The 4,923-nt window shown below is 66.6% G+C and carries 3 protein-coding genes and 2 pseudogenes; 3 read left to right on the plus strand and 2 right to left on the minus strand.

Annotation, left to right across the window (positions count from 1 at the left end):
• Positions 1-123: 123 nt before the first annotated feature.
• Positions 124-685 (minus strand): annotated as a pseudogene (locus DLJ49_RS20750) (GGDEF domain-containing protein).
• Between the two features lie 211 nt (positions 686-896).
• Between DLJ49_RS20750 and DLJ49_RS20755 the strand changes: the two are divergent.
• Genes DLJ49_RS20755 through DLJ49_RS20765 form a run of 3 tightly spaced genes read left to right on the plus strand, consistent with a single transcriptional unit; the run spans position 897 to position 3,910 of the window.
• A complete protein-coding gene (locus tag DLJ49_RS20755; protein WP_115395418.1) occupies positions 897-1,496 on the plus strand; it encodes a MarR family winged helix-turn-helix transcriptional regulator in 600 nt (199 codons plus the stop codon).
• 19 nt (positions 1,497-1,515) lie between these two features.
• Positions 1,516-2,649, plus strand: a complete 1,134-nt coding sequence (locus DLJ49_RS22815) for a P-loop NTPase (protein WP_304466150.1) — start codon at positions 1,516-1,518, stop codon at positions 2,647-2,649.
• Positions 2,642-3,910, plus strand: coding sequence for a DUF6522 family protein (locus tag DLJ49_RS20765; RefSeq protein ID WP_115395420.1), 1,269 nt, complete (start codon positions 2,642-2,644; stop codon positions 3,908-3,910). The genes DLJ49_RS22815 and DLJ49_RS20765 overlap by 8 nt, the downstream gene beginning before the upstream one ends.
• Positions 3,911-4,275: 365 nt before the next feature.
• Here the strand turns inward: DLJ49_RS20765 and DLJ49_RS20770 are convergent.
• Positions 4,276-4,772 (minus strand): annotated as a pseudogene (locus DLJ49_RS20770) (transposase); the annotation flags it as partial.
• Positions 4,773-4,923 lie beyond the last annotated feature (151 nt).

Here is a 4,923-nt window from a genome sequence, read left to right on the forward strand (position 1 = left end):
CTGTAGCGTTTCACCCATGGCGTGCTCCGAGGGCTGCTGTCGGACTTGGTGTAGCAACTTGATTCTACAGAGCTTTCGCGGGCACGCCAGCCATTACCCCCGATTTCGATGAATAAGGCGGGCTCAGGGTCCCGCGCGATCCGCCGCCACCTCCACCGGGGCCGATCTGGTGCAGCTCCTGGCGGATGTCGCTGCGGTCGATGGCAAGGTCTCTTTGTCGATGCCCGCGAGGCTGGTCAGCATAGCCTGGTTCCGCCCTGCGGCCTTGGCGGCATACAGCGCGCCGTCAGCCGCTCGCATCAGATCCTGCGGCATTGTTCCGTCCATCGGCGCGAGCGCGATCCCGATAGAGGGCGTCGGGGATATCGGTATCCGGCAGAAGTACGATGAACTCCTCGCCCCCGTGTCGGCACGCCACCTCGTCCCCGTCCGTGGAGCGTTCGAGCACGTCTCCCACCGCGCGGAGCACCATGTCGCCGGCATCGTGACCGAAAGTGTCGTTGAATGTCTTGAAGTGGTCGATGTCGATCGAGAGAAGCGCGACCGGCCTGTCGGTCCTGCTGGCCCGTGAAAGGATCCGCCGAAGCGCTTCCAGAAGATAGCGGCGGTTGAAAAGGCCGGTCAGCGCGTCCCGGATGGACTGGTCCTGAAGCTCGTCCCGCATGCGCACGTTCGCGATCGCCATGGAGACCTGCTCGGCGCAGAGCTGGCCGAGCCGGCGCGAGTCCCGGAAGCTGGCCGGATCTCGCCCGGGCCGCGCCCGGAGGTGGAGAAGCCCGATGGTCTCGCCATGGGCGAGAAGTGGAAAGCAGACAAAGGACGGGGTGATGTAGGTTCGATAATAATCGCGTCAGCCGGCGATTGTCAAAGTCGTTTCGATTCGCTATCAGTTGGCCATGATCAGTGAACTACACGCACCAGATCGGATTGCGGAGCTGCTCGTGCATCTGGGGCGCGCGGTCCAGAGCGAGGATACGCGCTCCGAGCTGACCGCGGCGCAATGGACCTGCCTTCGCTTCTTTGCTCGGGCCAACGACAGCACGCGGACACCGTCGGCTTTCGCCAGCTTTCAGGCGACGACGCGGGGCACCGCCTCGCAGATCATTAAGTCGCTCGAGCGCCGGGGGCTGGTTTCCCGCACCCGCTCCGAACGGGATCGGCGCAGCGTTCGTTTCGACCTGACCGAAAAAGGACGCGCGATGCTCGATAACGACCCGTTGCGGGTCCTGGTCGGTCTGATCGACGGTCTGGATCATGCCGAGAGCGCACGGTTCCTGACCACGCTGTCCGGGCTTGCCTCCGCGCTCGCCGAAAAGCGGGACGTTCCCTCGTTCGGAACGTGCCGGGACTGCAGTCATTTCGGCACCACGGGAGACGCCGCCTATTGCGCTTGTATGGCGGCGGAACTGGCGACCGACGAAACGACCAAGCTTTGTGCGAGCTACGCCCCGATGCCCGGAAACAACAACCAGGGAGATCGAGATGCCGCAGGCTGAGACAGCCAAAGCGCCCCGCATGATCGCCATCAGCAGCGGCAAGGGTGGCGTGGGTAAATCGACGGTCACGGCCAACATCGCCGTGGCGATGGCGGACGTGGGACTGTCCGTCGGCGTGGTCGATGCCGACATCTACGGCCCGTCGATCCCGCGCATGCTGGGCATCCCCGCAGTCAAGCCCTCAATGGCGCCGGACCAGCGCGTGATCCCGGCGGAGGCGCAGGGCGTCAAGGTCATCTCGATGGCGATGCTGACCGACGACGACGCGCCCGCGATCCTACGCGGACCCATGGTCACCAAATACCTGCAGATGTTCGTCCGGCAAGTGGACTGGGGCGACCTCGACGTGCTGCTGCTGGATCTGCCGCCGGGCACGGGCGACATCCAGCTGACGCTGGCGCAGGCCTTCCCGCTGTCAGGTGCCGTGGTGGTCAGCACGCCGCAGGATGTCAGCCTCAAGATCGCGCGGCGCGGCCTTCGCATGATGGAGCAGGTCAACGTGCCCATCCTCGGCGTGATCGAGAACATGAGCGGATTCACCTGCCCCTCTTGCGGCACCGTCACCCACATCTTCCACCAGGGCGGCGGCGAGGCCATCGCGCGGGAGCTGGGCGTCGATTTCCTCGGCAAGGTGCCGCTCGACCCGAACGTGGTCGATTGTGGCGACGAGGGGCGGCCGCTGGTGCGCGACGCGCCCGACAGCCCCGCCGCTTCGGCCTATCGCGGGATCGCCGCGACGCTGGGCGGTCAGGGCGAGGATACGGGCGGCATCGCGACGCCCTTTGCCTGGACGCTTTCGGACGGCACCGGCAAACCCGTACCTGCGCAGGCGACCGCCGGCGGTTCGGCCGAGCGACTTGCCGCGCTCGACCACGCGGAGGGCGCGCTGATCCTGCGCTGGTGCGACGGCACCGAGCAACGTCTTGCCGACCGCGATCTGCGCCTCGCCTGCCAATGCGCGCAATGCCGCGAGGAGATGAGCGGCGCGCGGCTTGTCGATCCCGACAGCGTGCCGCTCGATATCGGGCTGACGCGGGTCTGGAGCGTCGGGAACTACGCGCTCGGCATGGCCTTCAGCGATGGTCACGATACCGGGATCTACACCTTCAAGGCGCTGCGCGCACTGTCCGGGACGGAGCTCGAGGATGTCTGAGACAAAGACCCGGCGGCGCATCCGCGCCCAGGCGTCAGCTGGCGACCCGAACGCGATGGCCTTCATCCTCGACGCGCCCGTCCAGCCGGGCCGGTCGGGTCGGCTTGAGCCTACCGATGCGGCGCCGCTCGCGCGCGCGCTCTTCGCGCTGGAGGGCCTGTTGCGGGCCGAGGTCCGTGACGAAACAATCTGGATACGGAAAACCGCCGACGCGGATTGGACATCGTTGAAGCCCGCCATTGCCGCGGCTGTCCGCGATGTGCTTGACAAAACCCCTTGTCCGCTTGGCGAGGATGAGGGGACCGGTGAACCAGACGGCGATCCCGACACTGCACTCCTGAGGGAGGTCGAGGCGCTGCTCGACAAGCAGGTCAACCCCGCAGTCGCGGCGCATGGCGGACATATTGCGGCAGACCGCGTCGAGGGAGGCACGGTCTATCTGCGCATGTCCGGCGGCTGCCAGGGCTGCGCGGCCTCCTCGGCCACCCTCCGCCAAGGCGTCGAACGGATGCTGCGCGCGGCCTTGCCCCAGATCAACGAGATCGTCGACATCACCAACCACGCGTCGGGGGCCAATCCGTTCTACACGCGCGCCGACAATCGCGCATCGCCCTTCCTGCACCGGCCGATCCCGCCCGGCGTGATCGGCCTCGAGAATGGAGAGGTGACCGTGGATCCCGATTACCTCGCGCCGCGCCTCGGCCTGACGCCGGAGACGTTGCGCGAAGGGCTGCACAATGGTGCCGTCGTTGGCGTAACGGAAGTCGGCCAAGATGCCGATGCTGGCAAGACCCGGGTCGTCCTGCGCAGCGGAAGCCGGGCCTGGGCAGCCGAGATCGATACGACCGGCGCGGCCCGCGAGATCCCGCCGCCCCGTGTGATCGACGCGGCCGCCGGCAGGGAGCAGACGCTCCCGACCCGCCTCCGCGCCCATCTCGAAGCCCTGCCGCCAGATGATATACCGATCACCTACGGTGCCCTCGCGCGCGCTCTCGGGCTGTGGATGCCGGGCTCTGTCGGAAAGGTCACCGCGGCGCTGGAGACCACAATGCACGAGGACGCAGCCGCCGGTCGGCCCTTCCTTGCGGCGCGCGCGGTCAGCCGCGGGCGAACCATGTTGCCTGGGAAGGGCTTTTTCGACCTTGCGCACGCCCTCGATCGTGGACCGAAAGAGGGCGAAACCGAGCGGGACTTCCACGCGAGAGAGTTGCATCTCGCGGATAACGTGATTGGCAAGGCACAGAGCGCAAGCGAAGGGTAGCCCAAGCGGCGGGCTTAGCGCGGGCATCGCCCTCGCGCGACGGCACTGATCACTGGAGTAATTTCATTGTAGACCACATGTTTCATCAACGTCGTCGTCGACACATGGCTTTCGGAAATCAGGGATCGGACTCCACGCAGCCGGAATGACCCAGATAATGCCGAAAACTCAAGCGAGACATATCGAGCCATGCGGCGGTGTCAGCAAACCGTGTGGGTAGGGTGGCCTGAAGCGAGGAGCTTCCCGAGGACGTCGGGGTGGTCGGTCCTGAACATCACGCTGGTAGCGGGCGCTGGGTCTCTGACGGTCGCACCGTCAGTATGAGCGCGGCAATGGCGTTGAAGAGGACGCGCAGGATTTCGGTCGAGAGCCCTGGGGTGGGCGAGAATCAGGCGGATGTTGTGGCCGCAGCCGCAGAGCACGGCTTGGAGGGCGTCGCCGCGGGTGCCCTTGAGGGGGCATCGGGCGAGGCGGCCGTCGGTTTTCATGTGTCCGATCATTGGCTCAATGGCGCTGCGTCGTCTCAGGTCGCGCTTCAGCGCCGGGGTCATCCCGCGGCGCTGGCCGGAGATGAAGACGTCGGCCGTCTTCACGCCGTGGCCGCGGTAGCCGCGGTCGACGAAGGCGCGGCGGGGGCGGGTGTCGGTCAGGATCTCCACCTGCTCGAGCGCCTCGCGCAGGGTATGGCCGTCTTAGGGGTTGCCGGGCATGGCGCGCATGCCAACGACGAAACCCTCCCTGTGCGTGGTCGCCACCGAGACCTTGGTGCCGAACTCGTAGCGGACGCGCGCCTTGCCCATGGAGATGCAGTCGACCGCGGGCTCGTGCAGGCATAGAGCTTGCGCCTGTCCTTCGGCTTCTCCCCCTCGGTCGGCGGCCGGCCTTCGGTGGCCGGCGTCAAGCTCTCCACGCCGGCGTTCACACCGGCTCGGACCCGACATTGGCCGGGCGGCAGAAAGACGAAGCCGTGGATCAAAGAAAATTTCCCGAGCTGCGAGCCCGAACGAGGCACA

This window comes from Rhodovulum sp. 12E13, from assembly GCF_003340565.1.
Taxonomy (GTDB): domain Bacteria; phylum Pseudomonadota; class Alphaproteobacteria; order Rhodobacterales; family Rhodobacteraceae; genus HLUCCA09.